Origin of the sequence: Empedobacter sp. R132-2, from assembly GCF_030324375.1 — a bacterium.
In the GTDB taxonomy this organism is placed as follows: Bacteria; Bacteroidota; Bacteroidia; order Flavobacteriales; family Weeksellaceae; genus Empedobacter; species Empedobacter falsenii_B.
Map to the genome: position 1 here is coordinate 1 of NZ_JACAGG010000073.1, position 1,380 is coordinate 1,380.

The window sequence follows — 1,380 nt, forward strand, 5'->3', positions numbered from 1 at the left end:
TGTAACGTCCTGAAAAAATGATACAGGATTAGACCAATAAAATTTTATTTTAAACAGTACATATATTCGTATTTGTACTGTTTTTCTTTTTGTACGATTTTGGTATTAATTCTTGTTGTTGGTGCATTTGCATCGGCGTTAAATAATAGTTTGACAAATGCGGTCTTAACTCATTATAAATCTCTACGGTTTGTTTGACCAAAATCTTTCTTGTATTCAAATCTACATTAAATTTATCAATATCATATTCCTGTTTTAAAATTCCATTGATTCTTTCGGCTATGGCATTCTCATAAGGATCTGATTCTTGTGTCATACTACAACGGATTTTATGCTTTTTCAATAGCTTTTGATAATCATCGGAACAATATTGTAAACCTCTGTCTGAGTGATGAATAAGACTCTTCGGGTTTTCTTTTTTCAATGCCATTTTTAGAGCATTTAAACAAGATTCCGTTGCCAAAGAATCCGACACATCAAAGCCTACGATTTTCTTAGAATAAGCATCGGTTATCAAGCTTAAATAGGCTGGGTTTTCTCTGTTTCCCAAGTAAGTTATGTCTGATACCCAAACATTATTTGGTTTTCTGCATTGATAATCTTTAATCAAATTTTTATGTTTTTTAAAACGATGATACGAATTGGTAGTTTTGTGATAACTTCTTTTAGGAATGATTAACAAATGGTTAGCCCTTAAGAAGTCAAAGAATTTGTCTCTGCCAATTCTTAAATTTTCAAGTTTCTCTTTCAAAAGAAAATACAGTTTCTTTCCACCCATTTTTGGATGAATCATTCGCAGCTCTGCTACCCAATCCACAACCTGCTGTGCATTTTGTTGCCGCTTTGCTCTTCGTTTCAAATGACGATAATAAACCTGTCGGTCAACCCCGAACAATTCACAGGAGAAACTTATGGTTTCTTTTTGTTCCCTTCGGAAAGATTCGATAGTTCGGGTGGTGAGTTTTTTCGTATATCAATTTGATATTCCTCTTCGGCAAGGTTAATCATCATATCGAAAATAATGGCTTTTTTATCAGCCACATAAGCTTGTTTCTCAAGGAAAGCCTTCTGCTTTTGCAAAAGCTTTACTTGGGCTTCAAGCTCCATGATCTTTTGTTCTGGTGACTTTGGCATATTCGAGGGTGTTTGGTTCTCCCAATCAAAGGTACCAAATTTTCTGAGCCAACTCATAACTGTACTTCGAGATTGGATGCCATACTTACGGCAAGCACCCACAGTAGATAACTCCCCACACTCGATTTCTTTTACAACACTCAACTTAAAAGACATACTGTAATCTCGCTGAGTACGTTTTACATAATTGCTTCTTTCTTCCATAATAACGATTTCTTTTTTGTATCGCTATTTCAGGACGGGACA

The 1,380-nt window shown here is 34.9% G+C and carries 2 protein-coding genes; both read right to left on the reverse strand.

Translation table 11 applies throughout. From position 1 onward, the window contains the following. Positions 1-49: 49 nt before the first annotated feature. Positions 50-895: an IS3 family transposase gene (locus HXZ69_RS15170; protein ID WP_286496461.1), complete on the reverse strand. Its 846-nt coding sequence runs from the start codon at positions 893-895 to the stop codon at positions 50-52. 14 nt (positions 896-909) lie between these two features. Next, positions 910-1,338, reverse strand: a complete 429-nt coding sequence (locus HXZ69_RS15175) for a helix-turn-helix domain-containing protein (RefSeq protein WP_286496462.1) — start codon at positions 1,336-1,338, stop codon at positions 910-912. Positions 1,339-1,380: the final 42 nt, after the last annotated feature.

Coding starts and splice junctions, on each gene's coding strand:
- HXZ69_RS15175 (WP_286496462.1), bottom strand. CDS start 1,338: ATGGAAGAAAGAAGCAATTATGTAAAACGTACTCAGCGAGATTACAGT.